17 protein-coding genes are annotated in these 20,510 nt (G+C 61.1%); 5 read left to right on the forward strand and 12 right to left on the reverse strand.

The genetic code is table 11. The annotated features are described in order from the left end of the window. The first annotated feature begins 25 nt into the window (after positions 1-25). The 4 genes from ACRC4F_RS09990 (at position 26) to ACRC4F_RS10005 (ending at position 4,092) form a co-directional block, all read left to right on the forward strand. On the forward strand, positions 26-1,699 hold the full coding sequence (locus ACRC4F_RS09990; protein ID WP_438659159.1) for a nitrite/sulfite reductase: 1,674 nt from the start codon (positions 26-28) through the stop codon (positions 1,697-1,699). After that, positions 1,696-2,175, forward strand: a complete 480-nt coding sequence (locus tag ACRC4F_RS09995) for a DUF934 domain-containing protein (protein ID WP_438659160.1) — start codon at positions 1,696-1,698, stop codon at positions 2,173-2,175. Before ACRC4F_RS09990 ends, ACRC4F_RS09995 begins: the two co-directional genes overlap by 4 nt. Before the next feature lie 65 nt (positions 2,176-2,240). Beyond that, positions 2,241-3,050: a DUF6694 family lipoprotein gene (locus tag ACRC4F_RS10000; RefSeq protein WP_438659161.1), complete on the forward strand. Its 810-nt coding sequence runs from the start codon at positions 2,241-2,243 to the stop codon at positions 3,048-3,050. 73 nt (positions 3,051-3,123) lie between these two features. Continuing rightward, on the forward strand, positions 3,124-4,092 hold the full coding sequence (locus ACRC4F_RS10005; protein WP_438659162.1) for a hypothetical protein: 969 nt from the start codon (positions 3,124-3,126) through the stop codon (positions 4,090-4,092). 159 nt (positions 4,093-4,251) lie between these two features. Here ACRC4F_RS10005 and ACRC4F_RS10010 read toward each other — a convergent pair whose 3' ends face one another. Continuing rightward, on the reverse strand, positions 4,252-6,612 hold the full coding sequence (locus tag ACRC4F_RS10010) for a tetratricopeptide repeat protein (RefSeq protein WP_438659163.1): 2,361 nt from the start codon (positions 6,610-6,612) through the stop codon (positions 4,252-4,254). Between the two features lie 214 nt (positions 6,613-6,826). Between ACRC4F_RS10010 and ACRC4F_RS10015 the strand changes: the two genes are divergently transcribed. Then, positions 6,827-7,498, forward strand: a complete 672-nt coding sequence (locus tag ACRC4F_RS10015) for a DUF3313 domain-containing protein (RefSeq protein ID WP_438659164.1) — start codon at positions 6,827-6,829, stop codon at positions 7,496-7,498. Positions 7,499-7,621: 123 nt separating this feature from the next. On the opposite strand, the gene ACRC4F_RS10020 is transcribed toward ACRC4F_RS10015, so the two are convergent. From ACRC4F_RS10020 to ACRC4F_RS10070, 11 genes are all read right to left on the reverse strand, one after another. Next, on the reverse strand, positions 7,622-10,138 hold the full coding sequence (locus ACRC4F_RS10020) for a fused MFS/spermidine synthase (RefSeq protein ID WP_438659165.1): 2,517 nt from the start codon (positions 10,136-10,138) through the stop codon (positions 7,622-7,624). A 194-nt stretch (positions 10,139-10,332) separates the two neighbouring features. Beyond that, the gene (locus ACRC4F_RS10025) at positions 10,333-11,919 is read right to left on the reverse strand and encodes an arylsulfatase (protein ID WP_438659166.1); all 1,587 of its coding nucleotides are present in this window, start codon (positions 11,917-11,919) and stop codon (positions 10,333-10,335) included. 75 nt (positions 11,920-11,994) lie between these two features. Beyond that, positions 11,995-13,023, reverse strand: a complete 1,029-nt coding sequence (locus ACRC4F_RS10030) for an HAD family hydrolase (RefSeq protein WP_438659167.1) — start codon at positions 13,021-13,023, stop codon at positions 11,995-11,997. Beyond that, a complete protein-coding gene (locus ACRC4F_RS10035) occupies positions 13,020-14,435 on the reverse strand; it encodes a hypothetical protein (protein WP_438659168.1) in 1,416 nt (471 codons plus the stop codon). Before ACRC4F_RS10035 ends, ACRC4F_RS10030 begins: the two co-directional genes overlap by 4 nt. After that, entirely contained in the window at positions 14,432-16,012 is a 1,581-nt protein-coding gene (locus ACRC4F_RS10040) for a VWA domain-containing protein (RefSeq protein ID WP_438659169.1), read from the reverse strand. The genes ACRC4F_RS10035 and ACRC4F_RS10040 overlap by 4 nt, the downstream gene beginning before the upstream one ends. A 1-nt stretch (position 16,013) precedes the next feature. Then, a complete protein-coding gene (locus ACRC4F_RS10045) occupies positions 16,014-17,006 on the reverse strand; it encodes a vWA domain-containing protein (protein WP_438659170.1) in 993 nt (330 codons plus the stop codon). After that, complete coding sequence (locus ACRC4F_RS10050; protein WP_438659171.1) at positions 16,993-17,487, reverse strand: DUF4381 domain-containing protein; 495 nt, start codon at positions 17,485-17,487, stop codon at positions 16,993-16,995. The genes ACRC4F_RS10045 and ACRC4F_RS10050 overlap by 14 nt, the downstream gene beginning before the upstream one ends. Then, positions 17,484-18,410: a DUF58 domain-containing protein gene (locus tag ACRC4F_RS10055; RefSeq protein WP_438659172.1), complete on the reverse strand. Its 927-nt coding sequence runs from the start codon at positions 18,408-18,410 to the stop codon at positions 17,484-17,486. Before ACRC4F_RS10055 ends, ACRC4F_RS10050 begins: the two co-directional genes overlap by 4 nt. Then, entirely contained in the window at positions 18,407-19,387 is a 981-nt protein-coding gene (locus tag ACRC4F_RS10060) for an AAA family ATPase (protein ID WP_438659173.1), read from the reverse strand. Before ACRC4F_RS10060 ends, ACRC4F_RS10055 begins: the two co-directional genes overlap by 4 nt. 27 nt (positions 19,388-19,414) lie before the next feature. After that, on the reverse strand, positions 19,415-19,549 hold the full coding sequence (locus ACRC4F_RS10065; protein ID WP_438659174.1) for a hypothetical protein: 135 nt from the start codon (positions 19,547-19,549) through the stop codon (positions 19,415-19,417). Between the two features lie 13 nt (positions 19,550-19,562). Further along, positions 19,563-20,510 (reverse strand): SphA family protein, encoded by a 948-nt coding sequence (locus ACRC4F_RS10070; protein WP_438659175.1) that lies wholly within the window; start codon positions 20,508-20,510, stop codon positions 19,563-19,565.

Here is a 20,510-nt window from a genome sequence, read left to right on the forward strand (position 1 = left end):
CGATCCACCCTGATGAGGTAGCCACATGTATCAGTACGATGACTATGACCGGGCCCTGGTCTTCGAACGCGTTGCGCAGTTTCGCGATCAGGTCGAGCGTTTCATGACGGGCGAGTTGAGCGAAGAGGAGTTCCTGCCGTTGCGTTTGCAGAACGGCCTGTACATGCAAAAGCACGCGTACATGCTGCGTGTGGCGATCCCTTACGGGACCCTGAGCGCCCGGCAAATGCGCACGCTGGCGAGCATCGCCCGGGACTACGATCGCGGCTATGGCCACTTCACCACCCGGCAGAACATGCAGTTCAACTGGATCGAACTGGCGCAGGTGCCGGACATTCTCGAACGGCTTGCCCAGGTCGAGATGCACGCGATCCAGACCTCCGGCAATTGCGTGCGCAACATCACCACCGAAGCCTTTGCCGGTGTGGCCGCGGACGAGCTGATGGACCCGCGACCGTTGGCCGAGATCCTGCGCCAGTGGTCGACCATCAACCCGGAATTCCTGTACCTGCCGCGCAAGTTCAAGATCGCCATCTGCTCGGCGGAGCAGGACCGCGCCGCGATCATGATGCATGACATCGGCCTCTATCTTTATCGCGATGACCATGGGCAGATGTTGTTGCGGGTCATTGTCGGTGGCGGGCTGGGGCGCACGCCGATTCTCGGCCTGCAGATCCGCGAAGGCTTGCCGTGGCAGCATTTACTGTCCTACGTCGAGGCGGTGCTGCGGGTCTACAACCGCCACGGTCGACGCGACAACAAGTACAAGGCGCGGATCAAGATACTGGTCAAGGCCTTGGGCATCGAAGCGTTCGCCAAGGAAGTGGAAGAAGAATGGCAGTACCTCAAGGACGGTCCGGCGCAGTTGACCGACGTCGAATATGAGCGTGTCGCCAGTGCCTTCGTGTCCCCGGATTACCGTTCGCTGTCCGACACAGACCTGGATTTCGGCACCCGTCTGGCTGAGAACCCGGCGTTCGCGCGTTGGGTCAGCCGCAACGTTCAGCCGCATAAGATCGCCGGTTACACCAGCGTGGTGCTGTCGACCAAACCGGGTTTCGATTCGCCGCCCGGGGATGTGACGACTGCGCAAATGATGGCCGTGGCCGAGTGGTCCGAGCAGTTCGGGTTCGGCGAGATTCGTATCGCCCATGAACAGAACATCGTGCTACCGGACGTGCCCAAGGCTGATCTCTACACGCTGTGGTGTCTGGCCTGCGAGCAGGGCCTGGGCTGCGCCAACATCGGTTTGCTGACCGACATCATCGCTTGCCCCGGCGGCGATTTCTGCGCGCTGGCCAACGCCAAATCGATCCCGATTGCCCAGGCGATTCAAGGCCGTTTCGAGGACCTGGATTACCTCCACGACCTGGGCGACATCAGCCTGAACATCTCCGGCTGCATGAACGCCTGCGGTCACCACCACATCGGCAACATCGGCATTCTGGGGGTCGATAAAAACGGCAGCGAGTGGTACCAGATCACTCTCGGTGGCAGCCAGGGCAAGAACAGCGCCTTGGGCAAGGTCATCGGCCCATCGTTCAGCGCGGCCGAGGTGCCCGGGGTGATCGAGCGGATCATCGCCACGTTCGTCAGTTACCGCGAGAGCGAAGAGCTGTTCGTCGACACCTTGCAGCGCATCGGTCTTGAGCCGTTCAAGGAACAGGTGTATCCGAAGATGCTGGAGGTTTCAGCATGAACAACATGCTGCGACTGGAGGAGGGTAGGGCGCGGGTAGTGGCTGACGATCCGTGGGTGCTGGTCCGGGAGCTGGAGGGTGAGTTACCGGTCGGGTCGCTGATATTGCCGCTGAGTCGCTGGCTTCAAGCGCCGGCACAATACGCTGTCTGGCTGGGGCCGGATGACGAGGTGGAAAGCCTCAAACCATGGTTCGGTTCATTGCCGCTGATTGCCCTGGATTTCCCGAGCTTTCGCGACGGTCGCGGTTACAGCCAGGCGTATCTGCTGCGCACTCGATTGGGCTGGACGGGAGAGTTGCGCGCGATCGGCGATGTGCTGCGCGATCAACTCAGTCACATGCGCCAATGCGGTTTCGACAGCTTTGCGGTGCGCGAAGACAAATCCGCTGAGGACGCGCTGAAAGGATTGGCCGGGATGAGTGTGCTTTATGGGCGCTCAGTGATTGAACCGCGGCCGTTATTCAGAAGGCGTTGAGGGTTTCGCTTGGGTCGATGATGGCATTTTGATAAAGTCCGCGCATTCTCAAAAAGGAGTCGGGTATGCGCAGGATTTTTGCGGTCGGATTGGTTACGTTGATGTTGGCGGGTTGCGGTGGTCCGAAACTGGACGGCACCAGTGACGAGAGTCTCACGGCATCGCTGGACAAGGTCACGGCAGACATGCCACAAGACAAGAAAGCCAAACTCCTTAAAGACCTGAAACTCATTACCTTCAGTAATATCGGCGAGGCTCTGACTGGCCAGATCACGGCCGAGCAAGCCAAAAACAACGTGCGCACAACGCTCAACGGTAAAACCGCTGAAGACGTCGCCGTCATCGCCGCCAACCTTCGCACCGAGCGAGCCCTCAAAGAAAAACAACAAGCCCTGGCCGAGATCAAGCAGCTGCAGGATATCCAGCAGATGGCGGAGAAAGCCAAGGTCGAGATGGCCAAGTTCCAGATTCTCAAGTCGGAATTTTATTTCACCGAGAAGAACAAGAATGTTGCGGCGCCGCACGGTCAACCGGTAGTGGTGGCGAAGGTCAAGAATGGCACGACGTACTCCGTGGCTCGTGTTGGTTTTAAAGGCACCGTGGCTAGCCCGGGCCGTGCCACGCCATGGTTTGTCGGCACAGTCGAATTGCCGATTCCTGGTGGTATAGAGCCGGGCGAGTCGCCAACCTGGGAAATTACGCCGAACCAGTTCAGCGACTGGGGCAAGCTTGATGCGCCCGCAGAAGCGTTGTTCAGCCTGGAAATCATCAAATTGGTGGGTGCCGACGGCACGCTGTTGTTTGACGCCAGCGGCCTGACTCCGCAGCAGACCGAGCGCCTGCAGGCGCTGCAAGACAAATACGCTGCTAACTAATCACTGACATAACCGAAGACCCGCGCCAGCGGGCTTTCGGCTGCATGGAAGAAACAGGGAAAGGAGTCGAGTCGTGGGTGTGGGCAAGAAGGTTTTGGGGCTGATTGCGCTGCTGCTGATAGTGGCGCTGTGGGCCAGTTATTTTTATGTGTTCAAGGAAAACCGTGACGGCCACTTGGGCGGTGCCTTCGACAGTACGGCCTGGTGCGGCACGCCACCGGCCAGCGATGCCGCTGCGTTGGGTAAGGATCAACTGACGCTGCGCATCACCAACACGGTGCGCGGCGAATTCATGCTCAGCGGTGCCGTGGTGGTGTCCGAACGCACCTTCAACCGCTATGACCTGGGCCGCAACGAACTGCGTCTGCGCCTGGAACCGTTGCAGTGGTCGTTCGGCGTCACGCCGATTCTCCTTGAGCAGGTCAAGGTCCAGCCGCTGAGCCGCAACCTCGCCTCCGCCAGCAAAAGCGCCTATGCCGAACTCGAACCAAGGCCCATCGAGGTGCAGGGCCGGGCCACGGATTTTCCCTTCGATACCTACCGCTATGGCTACAAACCGGTGCTGTATTACCTCAAGGGCAACGAGCGCATCGACCTGAGGTTCAAAAACATCACCACGCTGATGGAGATGTCGAACACCTTCACGCCGATTCAGAAGTACAACCGCGTCGACTACATCAACGAACGCAACTCCATGATCCGTGACGAGGACTACAAGGCCTATGGCGCCCACGAGTGCGCGTTCAGCGTCGAGCGCAAAGGCTCGTTCAAGGTGATCGTGCTGCTGTTGCTACTGGTGCTGTGCCTGCCGCTGCTGCATGTGTTTTACCGCGATGAACCGGGGATCGATTTTCTCGCCACGTTGGTGAGTATCGGCGCGATTCGGGTGTTGCTGGTGGGGCCGGTGAAAGACTTCCAGCTGTACACCATCGACTTCCTGTTCGCCGGCGTGATCATCCTGGTGGGCACAGTGTCGCTGATCAAGGCGATGCGCGCGAACAGCCGGCGGGAGTTGGCGCTCAAGAGCGGCTCCTCCTGGTAATTCCACGGTCCCTGTAGCAGCTGCCCTGTGGTGAGGGGATTTATCCCCGTTGGGCTGCGAAGCGGCCCTGAAAATTTCGGCTGCAACATAGATTTTTGCGACTGCTTCGCAGCCGAACGGGGATAAATCCCCTCACCACAGGGCAGTTGCTACCAAGCGTTATTTCAACGCCGGATCGCCCATGTTCATTTTTTTCCAGCCTTGCAACAACACCTGCGCCTTCGGTTCCTGTCCGTTATCCAGGTAGTACTGGATCAGCGCCAACCGCGCATTACGATTGGCCGGCTGCACTTTCAACAACCTCTCCAGCTCTTTGCAAGCCTCATCGACCTTGCCGCTGTCGTGCAACGCCACAGCCAGTACGTAGCCGTATTGGGCGTTCTGCGGCTCCAGCTGCGCGGCTTTGCGCAGGGCCGGCATGGCTTGGGCTGATTGGCCCGCGCGCACCAGCGACAAGCCTTGGGTGTGTTGCAACAGGGCGGCGTCCGGGTGTTTTTTCAGGCCTTGTGCCAATAACGTCTGCGCCTCTTGCGCGCGTCCATTGGCTTCCAGCCATTGCACCAGCGTTACCAGCGCCGGGTAGAAATCCGGATCACGCTTGAGCGCAGTGCGCAGCAACGGTTCGACCTCGTCGTTGCGACCACTGGCCTGATGAAGCATCGCCAGGTTGAGGTTGGCCTCGGCGCGCTCGGCCAGGCTGATCTGCACCGCTTCGTACTCGGCAATCGCCGCATTCCAGTTCGCCTGGGCGGTGCCCAATCCATTGCGCGCCACGCTCAGCAGGTCCCGGGCCGCGACGATCCGCACAGCCTTCACCGGGTCGCCCAGCAACGGCGTCAGCAGCGGCGCACGCTCCGGTGGCGGCAGGAACGCGCTGATCGCCCGCACGGCGCTTTCACGCACTTGCGGTGCCGGGTTACTCAAGTCCTTGGTCGCGAGTTTCAGCGCCTGCTCGCTCGGGTACAGCGGCGATTCGGCCAGCAGGGTCGCACGCTGGATCGCTGGCAGGTTGCTGCGCTGCAGCTGCTCGTACAAGGCCTGCGCGGCGCCAGGCTGGCCGTTGCGAATCAGCCACAGGCTTTCGTCATAGCGTGGCGCTTGCGCGACGTGGGCGGTGGCGGTGTTCCACAGCTTGAATTGCTCGGTGACCTTGTCGCCGGCCTTGCCCTGGTGACAGGTCAGGCAGGCGTCCGGCGTGCCGAGCTTTTTCGCCCGCTCCGGGTTGGGAATGCTGAAGCTGTGGTCATGCCGGAAGTCGTTGCCCATGTAGAACTTGCCGGGCATGTGGCAATCCACGCATTGGGAGCCGGGTTGGCCCGGGGTGTGGCGGGTGTGTTCAATGGAATCGTAGCTCTTCGCTTGCAAACCTTTGCCATCGACGCCCGCCACCGAGGTCTTGCCGGCGGTGTTGTGGCATTGCAGGCAAACGCCATTGCCGGGGGCCTTGAGTTCGGTGCTGTGGGGGTTGTGGCAATTGCTGCAACGCACGCCCTTGTCGAACATTTTGCTTTGGGCGAAGGAGCCGTGCTCGAACACTTCATCCTTGATCTTGCCGTCCAGCGCATACAGTTCGCGGGTCAGGGGGCTGGGCAGGTAGTCGTCCATCAAGCGCTTGCCAACGGTGAAGCCGTCGCCCAGCGGGGCACGGCGCGAATGGCAGCGGGCACAGGTTTCGATCTCGACGGTGGCGTCCTTGTCCTTGAGATCGACGGCAAAACCGGCGTGAATCAGATCGCCTTTGTTTGCCGTCCATTCCAGGTGACTGGACGCAGGACCGTGGCACGCCTGACAACCGACGCCAAGGCTGTTCCATTGACTGTTGAAGGTGTTTTTTGCAGCGTCGAAATTGCGCTTGTAACCGGTGGTGTGGCACTCGACGCACATGAAATTGGCGTTCTGGCTCGGCTTGCTCCAGTGCAGCGGGTTCTTGAAGTTGACGCCCTGGCCCGGATAGAGGTGGAACCAGCGATTTTTCTCGGTATCCCAGGCCACGCCCAGCGCTTGCAAGCGACCTTCGCCGACTTCGATCAGGTACTGCTGCAACGGCGCGATGCCAAAGGTGTAGGCCACTTTGAAGTCGGCATTCTTGCCATCAATGCCGGGCGTGGTGACCCAGAACCCGTCGTCCTTGCGCGAGAAACGGGTGGTTTCGTTTTCCGCCTTGAACGTGACGTTATTGAAGTCGCCCCGCATCGTCTCGGCGCTGGCCTCCTGCATCGCCAATTGGTGATGGGAGCCTTGCCAGTCCTTCATCTGTTCGCCGTGGCAGCCCTGGCATTGTTGCTCGTCGACCATCTTCGCCGGTGCCACGGCGACGGGTTGCGGTTTGGCCGGCTGGACCGTCGGAGTGCTGACGGGCGGGGTTTTGAGCGGCGCGGGCGTGCTGCTGAATAGAAACCAGCCTATCGCTGCAACAGCCACCAGCAATACGCCGATGGTGACGGGAAACAGATAACGGTTGATCAAGGTCGGTGGCGAATCAGGGTTCGGGGCTGCTGCTTTATTTTTATGGTTCGGCATTGCGACTTCCGTAGTCCAGGTGCGTTTGCCGTCAGGCGCGCGTTAAAGCTCGGTGCAGCTTTGCCGGATGATCTGTGTCTGTCAAATGACGGTTGTGAGCGAGCGCGGGCGATAGATGAATATTGTGCTTTTTGATTACGAACCGCTGTGCATTGTCTATACCTGTAATTCCCCTATGCAATACCGTTGTCGGCCTTCTGACAGGAGTTACAGCATGAAGCTAGCGTTAATGATGGGCACGTTGTGCATCGCCTCGATCGGGGTGGTGGGTTGCGCCAGCAAAGTCGTCGAGCCGGACCAGTATTCAGGTTTCCTCAAGGACTACAGCCAGCTCAAGGAAGCCAAGTCGCCATCGGGCGCGACGGTGATGCGCTGGGTCGATCCCAAGCTCGACATCAACAAATACACCAGTGTCTACATTGAGCCGACCCAGCTCTATCCGAAGCCGCAACCGACGGTAAAAATCCCGCAAGCCACCCTCAACGGCATCACCAGTTACTACGACCAGGCGCTGAAGCGCGAAGTGGGGAAATCCTTGCCTCTGGCCGCAGGTCCCGGCCCCGGCGTGATTGTGGTGCGTGCGGCGATTACGGCGGTGAGCAGCAAGACAGAAGGGCTCAAACCTTACGAAGTGATCCCGATTGCACTGGTGGCTGCGGCGGTCAGCACGGCCAGCGGCATTCGTGACCAGGAGACTGACCTGGCCACCGAAGCGGTGTTCCTTGATGGCGGCAACAATCACGTTTTGGCCCAGGTCGTGCGCAAGGGCACCGGCAAGCCGCTGGAAAACGAGGCTCAGGTGATGAAGGCCGATGATGTGAAAGGCGTGATAGATGGTTGGGCGTCGGATTTGCATCAGTCGTATCTGAAGCTCAAGTCCAAGTGATGCATTGAAGCTGATGGCCAGATCGCCAGCAGGCTGGCTCCCACATTAGAACGCGGTCAACTGTGGGAGCCAGCCTGCTGGCGATGGGACCGGACAGAGTAGAGAATTCCTCAGGCCTGACACTCAATCTCCAACAAACCATCGGAAATACGGATTACCGCCATCCCCGCGCATTACTTCCCGAATGTCCCTGGCCCACGCATCCCGATCACCGTCATAGGCATGCAGACTCGACCGATAGAACTGCATCAGCCGCTGCTGGTGAGCGTTCATCCGTTCGGTAAACCCGGCGTCGGCATTCACCAGAACCGGTGGCTGATGCAAGTCGAGCATGGCCGGCAACACGCGACTGATTTCCTTGGCGCGCACCCACGGTGCGTATTCAATGCGCGGTTGATCGTCGGTCACAGGCAGCGCATCGGCAGCGAATCGTTCCAGCCCGGCGCGATCGGTCACCCAGGTCGCCAATAAGGCGGCGGCCGAGCCGATGCCGACGTCCTGCAGGGTGCTGCGTACGGTGTCCTGCTGGAAGCGCTGGCTGATCTTCCCGACATCCAGTTCGATCGGTTCCATCGAGCCCACCAGCAGCATTTCGTGGAATTCGCTGGTCCACAGCGTTGCGTAGGGGAACACATCGAGGAAGCTGCGCACCAGCGAGCGTGAATCGTCGATGTTCTGGGTCGGCAACGGCAGCCATTGGGCGACCAGGCCTTTTTTCTCAAGCCGGTTGGCGGCCAACTGGTAGAAGTCGCGTGAATACAGATTCACCACGCCAGCAGCGGAGGGCGGTGGCGGTTCGAGGGTGATCAGGTCGTACAGCTGCGGGCTGCGCAACAGTTCCTGACGACCATCGCGCAGACGCACATCGACCGTCGGATCGGCCGCGGCATTGAAGTTACCCTTGAACAGCGGCGCGGCTTTCACCACCGAAGGCAGCAGTTCCGCGACGACGCGATGTTCAAGCCCGGGATAGCGGGTCAGGGCGCCAGCCGTGATGCCCGTGCCAAAACCGATGACCAGCGCCGAGCGGGGTTCACCGTTATGGATCAGCAGCGGCAACAGGGCCTGGATGCGCATGTAGCGCAGCGATGGCATGGCGTCACCGGTGTTGGAAACGCCCTGGATGTACAACCGCTGGAAGGTTTTTTTGCCCTTGCCCTGGGTGACCACGGCCACGGTCCCGCCGCGTCCTTCTTCGTAGAACGCCAGCGTACCGTTGCGGGCGCCGGGCAGCAGGTTGGCGAGCTTGCTCACCGGGGTAAAGACCGCCACCACAATCGACAACAGGCCGATGGCAATCACGGCCTGACGCCGTCCCTTCTTGACGTGATGACCCTTGCGCACCGCGCAATAGCCGATCCCGGCGGCGACAATTGCCAGCAGACCCAACGTGCGTACCAGCCCAAGCAATGGGATCAGCAGGAAGCCGCAGAGCATCACCCCGATAATCCCGCCCAACGTGTTGAACGCAACCACGGCGCCGACGTCCCGACCGACCCGCTCACGGCCAACGCTCAGGCGCAAGGCCAATGGAAATGCAGCGCCCAATAGCAGCGTCGGCACAAACACGATGCTCAACGCTGCCACGGCAAACCGTGCGCTCATGCCCAGCAGTTCACTGCCGCCCATGGCGAGCGCCAGGGTTTCGGCCTGGGATTGCAAAAACACGAGCCAGCGTCCGAGAAAGGCGACTTCCAGCAGTGCAATCAGGCCGGCACCGGCAATCAGCAAGCCGAACACGCCCCAAGGATCACGAATGCGCTCGACCCGGCGCGCCAGCAAAGCGCTGCCCAGGAACAGCCCGGTGAGGTACGTCGCCAGTACCACGGCAAAGGCATAGGTGCGGGTGCTCATGAATTGCACGATGGACTGCGACCAGACCACTTCGTAACCCAGCGCCACACCGCCGGCGATGGAGTACAGCCACAGCGCCAGTCGATCCGGGGCTTTCTCCGCCGAATGTTTCACCGGGGTATCGATCAGGGCCACGCGCTGGCGTTGAAACCACAGCGCACCCGCTGCGGCCAGCAGGTTGAGCATCGCCGCCGCCAAGGCACTGCCACGCACGCCGAGGGTGGCGATCAGCACGAACGCGGCGAGCAACGTGCCGACAATCGCCCCGGCAGTGTTCGCGGCATAGAGTTGGCCACCAGCCTTGCCCGATTGCTGAGGGTCAGCGGCCAATGAGCGAACCAGCACCGGCAACGTACCGCCCATCAGCAGCGCCGGAATACCGACCAGCGCAAACGGCAATACCCAAGCCAGCACACCGATTTGCTGCTCCAGCCAGGCGAACGGGCTGGCGGCGAGGCTCATGGCGAAGGTCGCGCCGACACCCAACACGGCCACCAGCACTTCCAGCCCGGCGTACAGCAACACCGGCCGCTGCAAGCGATCCGCCCACCGCCCGAACAGCAAGCCGCCCACGGCCAGCCCGGCAAAAAACGCGCTGATCCCGGTGGTGATCGCATACACCTCGACGCCGACCACCAGCGACAACTGCTTGATCCACAGCACCTGATACACCAGCGCGGCGGCGCCGGAAATGAACAGCAACAGGGCGGGGATGAGCAGCGCCGGGGACGTGGTGGTATGAGTAGCGTTTATGGCCGACGACTTGCTGGCGACACGTGAGGACATTGCGGATTGCCTTGTTCCAATTTGGAAAATACTGCGACTGTGCCGGCCCCATCGCGAGCAAGCTCGCTCCCACAGGGATTTGTATCGCGCCGCAGATCTACTGTGGGAGCGAGCTTGCTCGCGATGGGTTCGACGCGGTCTCAAGCCGAGAATAGGGCCGCTCGCCGGTCAAGGCGAGCGGCGGTCAAACGGTCTTACTGTGCAGGCTGGGTTTTCATTTTTTCCGCGATCTTCGCATCCACCGCAGCACGGATCTGGTCAACGCTGAAGCTCGCCGGTTTCTGGCTTGGCGGATACTCGATGAACGTCTGCAGGAACGCCGCCGACTTCATGACTGCAATCTCAGTCAGGTAAACGTTCTTGGTGGTCCAATCGTAGTATTGGTCGGAAACCACGTCGGCCCTTTCATACGGGTCCATCCGCAGGTTGAAGATTTTCGGTACGCGCAGGCATACGAACGGTTCGCTCCAGACTTTAAAGCCGCCAGGTGCGCGTTGCTCGCAGAACACCGCTTTCCAGTTGTCGTAACGCATGGAAACCAGCACACCGTCATCATTGAAGTAGTAGAACTCCTTGCGTTCGCTTTTTGGCTGTTGGCCAGTCAGGTAAGGCAGTTGGTTGTAGCCGTCCAGGTGCACCTTGAAGTTGTTGCCGCCGGAAGTTGGCGCCCAGCCTTTGAGCAGCTTGTTTTTAACGTCGGGTTCACCCACCGCAGCCAGCAAGGTCGGGAACCAATCCAGGCCTGAGAACATTTCGTTGGACACTTCGCCCGCTTTGATCTTGCCTGGCCAGCGAATCATCGCCGGTACGCGGTAGGCGCCTTCCCAGTTGGAGTTCTTCTCGTTGCGGAACGGCGTGGTCGCCGCATCCGGCCAGGAGAACTGGTTCGGGCCGTTGTCGGTGGTATAGACGACGATGGTGTTGTCGGTGATTTTCAGGTCATCGAGTGTCTTCAGCAGTTTGCCGACGTCGCCGTCGTGCTCAAGCATGCCGTCCGCATAGTCGTTGCCGGGCATGCCGCTCTGGCCCTTCATCGAGTCGCGCACGTGGGTGAACAAGTGCATGCGGGTGGTGTTCATCCAGACGAAGAACGGCTTGTCCGCCTTGGCCTGTTTCTCGATAAAGGCTTGCGCGGCGGCTGTGGTTTCGTCGTCGATGGTTTCCATGCGTTTAACGGTGAGTGCGCCAGTGTCTTCGATCTTGCCGTCGGCGTAGCTGTGGATCACGCCACGGGGTGACATGGCTTTGACAAACTCGGGGTCGTCCTTGGGCCAGTATGGACGCTCGGGTTCTTCTTCGGCGTTGAGGTGGTAAAGGTTGCCGAAGAACTCGTCGAAACCGTGGTTGGTCGGCAGGTATTCATCCTTGTCGCCCAAGTGGTTCTTGCCGAACTGGCCGGTCGCATAGCCTTGGGACTTGAGCGCCTGCGCGATGGTGACGTCGCGTTTTTGCAGGCCGACCGGTGCGCCCGGTACGCCGACCTTGGACAGGCCGGTCCGCAGCGGCGTCTGCCCGGTAATGAAGGAGGAGCGTCCGGCCGTGCAGCTGTTCTCCGCGTAATAGTCGGTGAACATCATGCCTTCCTTGGCAATACGGTCGATGTTAGGCGTCTTGTAGCCAACCACGCCCATCGAATAGGCGCTGATGTTGGTCTGGCCGATGTCATCGCCGAAGATCACCAGAATGTTGGGTTTTTCAGCGGCCCCGGCCGTTGCCGAAATCGCCATGACCGAGGCTGCCACCAGGGCGAGTTTCGGTAGCCACTTGTGTATGCGAGTCATCTGACTTGCTCCTTTTGCTCACTTGCGTCGCTCAAGCGCGACAAACGTTTATTGCAGTCCTGCGTAACGCTTTTTTCATTGCACTTGCTCGGGAGCGGCGGCATCGAACGGATAGACCCGGCGCCATTCGGACGCCATATCCACGATAGTCCAGCCACGGGTTTTTGCTTCGTCCAGGGCCTTGTCCAGGCGCCCGATCTGCGATTGACGGTCATAGGCCCATTCGCGTTTGGCGTCGGTGTGATGCACCAGCCCCATGAGTCGTTTGCCCGGGCCGGCGGCGGTCCACTGCAGCATTTGCAGGTCGCCGTCGGAGTTGCCGAACGCGAGAATCGGCCGGCGCCCGATCACCGCATCAATGCTTTCCGGCTTGCCCGGACCGTCGTCGTTGTGGGCGAGTTTTGGCGTACGCACGATCGAGGCTTTGCCGTCCTTGAACTCGAACGCGGTGACAAAGGTGGTGCCGATTACTTGCTCGGGTGGAATGCCGTAGACCTTCTCGGCATAGGCACGCATGAACCCGGTGTCCCCCCCGGAAACGATGTAGGTCTTGAAGTCCTGACCGCGCAGGTAGTCGAGCATTTCCAGCATTGGCTGGAAGATCATCTCGGTGTACGGCTTGCCGGTTTTTGGGTGTTTGGCCTGGCTCAGCCAGGTCTTTGCGTAGTCATCGAAGGCTTCGGTGGTCATGCCGGTGTGGGTAGCCCCGAAGATTTTCATGATGCCGTCCATGCCCGTGGCGGCCAGGGCCTGGTGATCATTTTCCAGCACGGCTTTGAAGGGCTGGGTGGTTTTCCACTCCGGGTGCTGCGGTGCAGTGCGCTTGACCTCTTCCAGCGCAAACAGCAACTCGAAGTACATCGGCTGTTCGCTCCACAAGGTCCCGTCATTGTCGAACACCGCGATGCGATCCTCGGGTTTGACGAAGTCCTTGCTGGATTGATCGGTGACGGCCTGGACGAACTCGATGATGTTTTTCTTCGATGGCCCGTCGTTCCACGAGGGCAAGGGTTCGGCTGCCAGGGCCAGCAGCGGCATGCTCAAGACCAATGCAAACAGCAGCTTCAGCCCGTGGCGTTGGCGGATCGATATCGGGTTCGTCATGGGAAGTCCTTCTCGTGTACGGGGTTGAGTGGGCGTAATGCGTGAGCAGCAGGGGACGGTTTGTTTCTGGCCTGACTATGCAGCGTAGACAAGGAACTCTTCAGCTGGCGCAGCGCTTGATCTTCGTTTGATTGCTGGCTGTAACAGGCACGCAATACGTCTTGCAGACCGGAGCCGAGGTTGCTCAGTTTCAGGCCCAGGCGGCTGCGTCTGGCCCACAGGTAAAGGGCGCTCAGGTGTGCCGGTTTACCATCGATTTGCGCAGGGATCTGCCGCCAGGCGTAGTCAGCGGATTGCAGCCAGGCGGCGTGCCGCGCACGGCGTCGGGCTTGCACAGCAAGGTAGGCACGCAGGACAAACGGACGGCCGAACCAGCCAAGCAACACCACGACCAGCAGCAGCGCAGACAGCACGAGCCAGTGCCGGGAGAGATGCACTCGACTTTGCTGGCCGAGTTTTTTCAGGTCTTCGGTGATCGAGAATAGGGGCTTGTAAGCGCCGTTAACCGCGGCGTCGAAGCTCACGGCCGGGACTTGGGCCGTGCGGGTTTGTCGGCTGCTGGCGTCCCACCATTTCAGCTCGATGGCGGGCAGGTTGTGGCGGCCTTCGGTGTCGATGCGGTAAGTCACGGTGTCGATGCGCTGGCCGCCGTTGAAGTTGCCACGGCCGTCGTCCAGGTTGCTGATTTGCGGGCTCTTGGGGTAACGGCTCAGACCGTTCACATCACCCATCGACGGCGTCGGCAGCGACATGGCCATGGCATCGTCGGCCTGCAAGGTCAGTTGCCGGGTGATGCTGTCGCCGACTTTCAGCGGCGTTGCCGAGTTCACGACTTTTTGCGTGAAGCGCAGCCCTTGCGCGACGAGCACCGGTTCACCGGGTTGGAACCCCGGCGGTTGCACGGCGGTGAAGTGCAGTGGCTGGCTTTGGGCGCTCAGCGAGGTGCTGGCCTGGCCAGGCGTGGCGCGAACGGTCAGCGGCGGGATGTCGAAGCCCTGGGCCAGATTGGGTGTGATCCGGTAGCTGTAACGCATGCCGTTGAAGGATTTGCCGTCCAGCGTCTGGTTGATGTGCTCGGCATGACCGTCCGGTGGCAACACCAGCGCCCCCGGCAGCTTCAGGTCGGGCAGGGTGGGGGCGTCGGTGAACCAGCTGTCGGTGAGGACATCGAGTTGCAGTTCGAGGATGCCGCCGACCATGACGGAGTCGGTGGGTTGCAGGCGGGTCTGGACGCGTAGGTCGGGTTCGGCGGCGAGGGTTGCTGTGGTGAACAGGCAGAGGAGCAGGGCTGTGAGTTTTGTGGTGATTGGGTGGACGCCATCGCGAGCAGGCTCACTCCTACACTGAATCTGCGCATACCACAAATCCCCTGTAGGAGTGAGCCTGCTCGCGATGGCCGCGACTCGGTTCATGGATTAACCCCCGCCTGATCCTGCAAACTGAATTTCTGCTTCAAAAATTTGGCCGGCGAAGTGCTCAGGTTCTGCAACCACTGCTCATCCGAAGCCGCCTGCTCGGTCGCGACCGCTTTGCTCTGCCCCTTGCCCGGTGCCTTGTCCATTTTGATTTCGTCCGGTTTGACCTCGGGCGCATTCTGCTCTGCGCTTTCCGTGTCCTTCTGCAAGGCAATCGCCAGCGCCAGATTGGCTGCGGCTTGCGGGAACTGCGGTTGCAATTTCAACGCTTGCTGATACGCCGCAATGGCCTGATCAAACTTGAATCGCCGCACGTAAATATTGCCCAGATAGAAATACGCCTGCGGCGTTTCCAGTCGGGCAAAACTGGCCAGCGCCAGGTCGAAATCGGCCGCGTTGTAGGCGGCGATGCCTTTCCAGTACGGGTCGACGAAATGCGCGGCGGCCTGGGGGAAGTGCTCGTGTTCGAAGGCCCAGCGACCTTGTTGGTCGGGGGTGAAAAATGCGTCGGTCAACGCGTTGGCCTCGGCCGGAGCCGGTTGAAAGCCGATGCCCAACGCCAGTAACAAACTGGCCATCCAGTTCAGGCTCCAGCCCTTGCGCACGCTGAGGAAGGCGAGCAGCAGCAATGGCCAGCACAGCCAGTAACCGGCGTCTTTCCAGTGCAATTCGCGCTGTTCATCGCTGGCACTCTGGAAATGCTGCTGGGCGTGCAACTCGACCCATTGCAGATCGTCGTCATTGAGGGTCAGGCTGCCCAACGGCGCATCCACCGCGGAAGCCAGCTGTTTGAGCGCCGCCTGGTCGAAGCTGCCGAGCGCCGGGCGACCGTTTCTGTCGGTGCGCGGCTGGCCATTGGCGTCGCGGATGATCCCGCCGTCCTCGCTGCCGACCGCCAGTATCAACACTTGCAGTGCACTGTCGTCGAGTTGCTGGTCCAGCCCGGTGAGTTGCGAAGTGTCGGCGCCGTCGGTGATCAACAGCAGCGTTCCCGGGGTTTTCTCGGCGACCAGCAGGCGTTTGGCTTGTTCGATGACTGCACCGACGTTTTTCCCCTGTTTAGCGATCAGGTCGGTGCTCAACGCCTGGATGAAGGTGTCGAGCAGCGCCGGGTCATCGGTTGGCGGCAACACCAGATGCGCGCTGCCGGCGTAGGCGATCAAGCCACTGCGGGCACCGGCGCGGCGCTGGATCAGGTCGTGCAGCTTGTGTTTGGCCGCTTCCAGCCGACTCGGTTGTACGTCGCTGGCGTCCATCGAAGGCGAGAGGTCGATGGCGATGATCAGCGGCGCACGGTTTTCCAGGAAGTTCGGGCGGTCCTGTTCCCAGGTCGGGCCGGCGGCCGCGATGGCGCCCAGAATCAACACCGCGCACACCAGATGCACCGGCCGAAAGCGCTGTTGATCCTGCGGCGTGATCAGCAGATGCGGCAGCAGGTGCTCGGCGATGTTGCTGCGCAAGCGCCGTTGCAGGTCGCGACTGCGCCGCCAAAGCATCGGCAGCAACGCGGCGAAGGGCACCAGCAACAGCCACAGTGGACGCAGGAAATGGAAGTCACTGAGATTGATCTCCATCTCAAGCCTCCTGCCGCTGACGCGCGAGTGTCAGGTGCGGACGGAGCAGGGCGCCCAGATGGTAGAGCGCAAGCACACCGATTGCGGCGCCTAGCGGCCACCAGAACAGGTCCTTTTTCGGCTGATGGCTGAGGGTTTTCACCTGATGCGGAGTGAGCGTGTCGAGCGTGCTGTAGACCTGATCCAGTGCCGTGCGGTCTTCAGCGCGGAAGAACTTGCCGCCGGTGGTGTCGGCGATCTGCTGCAAGCCCAGCAGGTTGACCTTGGCTTCGCCTTCCGCGGTCGGGTCACCGATGCCGATGGTGTGAATCACCACGCCTTTGGCGGCGGCCATGGTCGCCGCGTGATCCGGGGTGATCGCGCTGCTGGTGTCATTGCCATCGGTGAGCAGGATCAGCACTTTCTCTTGCTCGTGGGCCTGATCGAGCAGCTTGAGGCTCAGGCCAATCGCATCGCCAATCGCGGTGTTCGGGCCGGCCATGCCGATGCCGGTGTCGTCGAGCAACAGCGACAGGCTGACGTGATCCAGCGTCAGCGGCGCCTGGGGATACGCGCCGCTGCCGAACACGATCAGGCCCAGGCGATCTTCTTTGCGTTTGTCGATAAAGCCATGCACCACTTCCTTGACCGCCGCCAGACGATTGATCTTCTGGCCATTGGCGTCGGTGAAATCGGTGGTTTCCATGGATTGGGAAATGTCGATGGCCAGCATCAGGTCGCGCACCGGTTGTTGGCGCTCGATCGGTTTTTCGACGAACACCGGGCGCGCGGCGGCCAGCAGCACCAGCGCCCACACCAGCAGATTCAGGGCCAGCTGCCAGCGATTACTGCGGGTTCCGGCCTGGCTCGGTGCCTGACCGACCGCGCGGCTCATCGCGCCGAAAAACGGTACGCGCACGGCGCTGCGGGCTTCACGGTAATCGGGCAGGTAGCGGTAGCCCAGCCACGGCAGCGGCAAAAGGATCAGCAGCCAGGGGTAATCAAGCTGCCACATGATGATGCTCCACCCAGTGTTTGCAAGTATCGAACAGTTGCTGGCGTTTATCGCCGGGCATGGCCAGCAATACCGCATCGGGGGCATAGGCCAGTTGCGCCAGTTGCTGGCTGAAATCGGCGGGCAACGGCTGCGAACTGTGCCGCGCCAGAAACGCCTGCCAATCCTCACCCCCAAGCGCCGCACCGCTCGCTCCTACAGGATTAGGGAGCGACAGGGCCACGCGTTTGAGCAGTTCAGGGAGCTCTCGCAGGGCGCTCAATTGATCACTATGGCTTCGCAATTCAACCAACCGCACCAACGCCTCACGCCGATAACGATCCCGCCGCCATTGCCAATACCGCCGCGCACCCACCAGCAAAACAGCAATCACCAACACTCCAAGCAACACCCACCAGCCCCACGTCTGTGGCGCATAGCTCACCGGTGCCGGCAAACCGATCTCCTTAAGCTGCTCGATACTGGGAATGTTCGGGTTCATCGCCGACCTCTGCCGAGTTCGGTGCGCAATTGTTCCTGGGCATCGGTTGCGGTGCTGAACATCATCAGCGGCACCTGACTGCGCCGCAGCAGGGTGGCGACATCCTTGAGCCGACCGCTGAGAAAGTCCCCCAATGGCTGATGAACGCTGCGTTGCTCGACGGCCAGTTCCACCTGCAACTGGCCCTGGGTAATCAGCAAGCGCCCGTTTTTCGGCAGGTTCAGCGCCAACGGGTCGTACACCTGCATGGCCACCACATCGTTGTGGGCGGCCAATTGGCGCATCAACTGCAGGGTGCGCTCACCGGCGCCGGCAAAGTCGCTGATGATGCAAATCAGATGATCGTGCCCGGCCACTGCCAGGCACTGCTGCAACACCTTGTCGAGCTGGTCTTCGCCTTCAGCGTCCGGGTTGGCGGCGTTGAGTTGCTGGTTCTGCTCGGCAATCCGGCTGCACAACGCTTCAATGCGTTTACGGCTGCGCAGCGGGGCGATGCGGTCGATGCGTTGGTCGTTGAACACCAGGCCGCCGACCCGATCCCCGGCGTTGAACACCATCCACGCCGCCAGTGCGCCCAGCTCCGCGGCGATGGCCGATTTGAAACTGCGTTGCGAGCCGAAGAACATCGACATGCGCTGATCCACCAGGATCAAGGCCGGGCGGTCGCGCTCTTCAGTAAAGGTGCGCACCACCGGTTTGCCGGTGCGCAGCGAGGCGCGCCAGTCCAGATGCCGCAGATCGTCCCCCGGTTGATAACGGCGCAGCTCATCAAAGTTCAGACCACGGCCGCGCAGGCGCGAAGCATGGTTGCCGGCGAGGATGCTGCCTTGGGGCTGCCGCGCCACAAAACTCAGGTCACGGGCCTTGAACTCCAGGGCCATCAACTGCGCCAGAGAGACATAGACCAGACCGTCGACATTCATGCGGGAATCGCCACTTTGTCGAGCAGGCGGTCAAGCACTTGATCGGCCGTCACACCGTCCGCCACCGCGTCATAGCTCAGCTGTAACCGATGACGCAATACCGGATGCACCACGGCGCGGACGTTATCGGGCGAGACGAAATCCTGCCCCTGCAGCCAGGCATCGGCCCGGGCGCAACGGTCCAGGCCGATACCGCCCCGAGGACTGGCGCCGATGGCGATCCAGCGACCCAGATCGGCGTCGTAGTCAGCGGGATGGCGGGTGGCATTGATCAGGTCGATCAGGTAACGGTCGATGGCCGGGGACACGTGAATGGCGCTGACTTCGCGACGCGCCGCGAAGATCACGTCTTGAGACAGCGCGAATCCCTGCACCGCAGCTGTCTTGGCGCCCAACGCGAATTCTTCTTCGCGCAACAACCGCAGCACCTGGCTCTCGTTCTCGGCACTCGGGTAATCGAGCAACACCTTCATCAGGAACCGGTCCATCTGCGCTTCTGGCAGCGGGTAGGTGCCTTCCTGTTCGATCGGGTTTTGCGTCGCCACCACAATGAACAGCTCCGGCAGCACGTGGCTGTTGCCGGCCACGGTGATCTGGCGTTCTTCCATCGCCTCCAGCAATGCCGCCTGAACCTTGGCCGGCGCACGGTTGATTTCATCCGCCAGAATCAGGTTGCCGAACAGCGGGCCGGGCTGGAACTGGATTTCGTTCTTGCCGTCGATCTGGTGCAGCACTTCGGCGCCGGTGATGTCCGACGGCAGTAAATCGGGGGTGAACTGGATGCGGCTCATCTTCGCGTCCAGGTGTTTGGCCAGCGCCTTGACCGTGCGGGTCTTGGCCAGCCCCGGAAGGCTTTCGAGCAACAAGTGCCCGTTGGCCAGCAAGCCGAGGAGAATCTGCCGGATCACTTGGTCCTGACCGAGCACCGCTTCGGCGATGCTGGCTTGCAGGGCGTTGAGGTCATTGAGTGCGGTCATGGAATGTTCCCTTTCTCAAAGGCATGCTCAAAACATGAAAGTCGGAATGACGGGAATGAACGACAAACGGAAATTCCAGCCGAGGGCGGGCAAGTCGCCGCTGGCGCAGGCGAAGCCGCTGAACAACACGCTGCATAGAGTCAATCTGGAATCGATGGCCATCCCTGGTCACTCCTCAGAAAAACGCCAGGGTCAGGTTGACACTGAAACCGTTGCCTTCGGGGCGGTTCTTGGTGTCGAACTCGGGGATCCAGCGGGCGTTGATGTTGGCCTGGGCATCGGCGAACTTGCCCTGCCAGCCGAATGTCGGCCCGGCGCCCACCGAGCGCCCGCGAAAACCGCTGTTGGCGCCCGATCCGCTGTCGTCGGTGAGCTGCTGGATATAACCCGCCGCGACACCCGCGTTCCAGCCGTTGCCGAAGCCATGGGTCCACAGGGCATCGAGCGTGAAGAGATCGCCGTTCTTGTAATCCGTGGCGTGGTTTTCGGTGTAGAACTCCAGTCCCCCGGACAACGTGAACTCGCCGCCCTTGCCGTCGAGGTGGGTGAAGGCCACGGTGGGCATGAAGGTGTAGTTGTTCTGTCCGGCGTTGGCCAGGCGATCATCGTTGTAGGCGCCAGTCGGCACGTAGATCGGCAGGGACAACGAGAGGTGGTTGACCTCGTCGAAGTGGTAGCCGGCGGCGATGGGCGTCACCAGCAAGTCGGCAAACTGCGTGGCGTTGTCTTCGGTACCCAAGGTCCGGCCGCGCGGGCCGGTGATGCTCGCGGTAATGTCGGTGTATTGGACCGGAACGCCGATGGCCGACGCGTAGTTCCAGGCGCTCTTTCCGGTATCCCAGACATGGGTGAAGTTGGCCATGGTGTACGACACTTTCAGGTCCAGGCCAGTACTCAGGGCACCCACGATTGGCACCTGGACGTTGCCCTTGAGTTCACCGTCGTACCAGAAACTGCTCAACGACATTACCCAGCCGGGCTCCGGTGGCACGATCCCGGCGTTGGAAAACACTTGCAGGCCGGTCATCGGTCGACCGCCACCGCCTTCCGCCGCCATCAGCAGCGGGCTGCCACTGATCATGCACAAGGCCAATAAAGGACGTACTGCAAAAGCCCTGACCAT

It is taken from the genome of Pseudomonas sp. (genome assembly GCF_051660785.1).
In the GTDB taxonomy this organism is placed as follows: domain Bacteria; phylum Pseudomonadota; class Gammaproteobacteria; order Pseudomonadales; family Pseudomonadaceae; genus Aquipseudomonas.

Bases quoted from the DNA above. Each gene is read 5' to 3' on its own strand.
- ACRC4F_RS09990 (WP_438659159.1), top strand. From the start codon at position 26: ATGTATCAGTACGATGACTATGACCGGGCCCTGGTCTTCGAACGCGTT.
- ACRC4F_RS09995 (WP_438659160.1), top strand. From the start codon at position 1,696: ATGAACAACATGCTGCGACTGGAGGAGGGTAGGGCGCGGGTAGTGGCT.
- ACRC4F_RS10000 (WP_438659161.1), top strand. From the start codon at position 2,241: ATGCGCAGGATTTTTGCGGTCGGATTGGTTACGTTGATGTTGGCGGGT.
- ACRC4F_RS10010 (WP_438659163.1), bottom strand. From the start codon at position 6,612: ATGCCGAACCATAAAAATAAAGCAGCAGCCCCGAACCCTGATTCGCCA.
- ACRC4F_RS10015 (WP_438659164.1), top strand. From the start codon at position 6,827: ATGAAGCTAGCGTTAATGATGGGCACGTTGTGCATCGCCTCGATCGGG.
- ACRC4F_RS10020 (WP_438659165.1), bottom strand. From the start codon at position 10,138: ATGTCCTCACGTGTCGCCAGCAAGTCGTCGGCCATAAACGCTACTCAT.
- ACRC4F_RS10025 (WP_438659166.1), bottom strand. From the start codon at position 11,919: ATGACTCGCATACACAAGTGGCTACCGAAACTCGCCCTGGTGGCAGCC.
- ACRC4F_RS10030 (WP_438659167.1), bottom strand. From the start codon at position 13,023: ATGACGAACCCGATATCGATCCGCCAACGCCACGGGCTGAAGCTGCTG.
- ACRC4F_RS10035 (WP_438659168.1), bottom strand. From the start codon at position 14,435: ATGAACCGAGTCGCGGCCATCGCGAGCAGGCTCACTCCTACAGGGGAT.
- ACRC4F_RS10040 (WP_438659169.1), bottom strand. From the start codon at position 16,012: ATGGAGATCAATCTCAGTGACTTCCATTTCCTGCGTCCACTGTGGCTG.
- ACRC4F_RS10045 (WP_438659170.1), bottom strand. From the start codon at position 17,006: ATGTGGCAGCTTGATTACCCCTGGCTGCTGATCCTTTTGCCGCTGCCG.
- ACRC4F_RS10050 (WP_438659171.1), bottom strand. From the start codon at position 17,487: ATGAACCCGAACATTCCCAGTATCGAGCAGCTTAAGGAGATCGGTTTG.
- ACRC4F_RS10055 (WP_438659172.1), bottom strand. From the start codon at position 18,410: ATGAATGTCGACGGTCTGGTCTATGTCTCTCTGGCGCAGTTGATGGCC.
- ACRC4F_RS10060 (WP_438659173.1), bottom strand. From the start codon at position 19,387: ATGACCGCACTCAATGACCTCAACGCCCTGCAAGCCAGCATCGCCGAA.
- ACRC4F_RS10065 (WP_438659174.1), bottom strand. From the start codon at position 19,549: ATGGCCATCGATTCCAGATTGACTCTATGCAGCGTGTTGTTCAGCGGC.
- ACRC4F_RS10070 (WP_438659175.1), bottom strand. From the start codon at position 20,510: ATGGTCAGGGCTTTTGCAGTACGTCCTTTATTGGCCTTGTGCATGATC.